Here is a 255-nt window from a genome sequence, read left to right as displayed (position 1 = left end):
GGACTTAATACGATTCTCGGAATGGGAACGGTTTTTGTTGTATTGATCTTTATTTCATTTATTATTTCACTGTTTAAATTTATTCCGGCGCTTGAACAGAAGTTTAAAAAGAGTGCAAAAACAGAGATTGTAAATGAAAAACCAACGGCAGCTTTGAAAACGGAGATGCCGGAAGTGTCGGAAGATGTTACGGAGGATACAGAGCTTGCAGCGGTAATTGCGGCGGCAATCGCGGCATCTGAAGGAACATCGGCA

General features: G+C 41.6%; 1 protein-coding gene. It reads left to right on the top strand.

Features of this window, described 5'->3' with window-relative positions:
• The coding region (locus NE619_RS18335) for an OadG family protein (protein WP_256133906.1) at positions 1-255 on the top strand (255 nt) is incomplete at both ends.

Source organism: Anaerovorax odorimutans, assembly GCF_024459955.1.
Taxonomy (GTDB): Bacteria; Bacillota; Clostridia; order Peptostreptococcales; family Anaerovoracaceae; genus Hominibacterium; species Hominibacterium odorimutans_A.
Note: the sequence above shows the minus strand (reverse complement) of the source record. Positions and strands in the feature narration are given on the sequence as shown.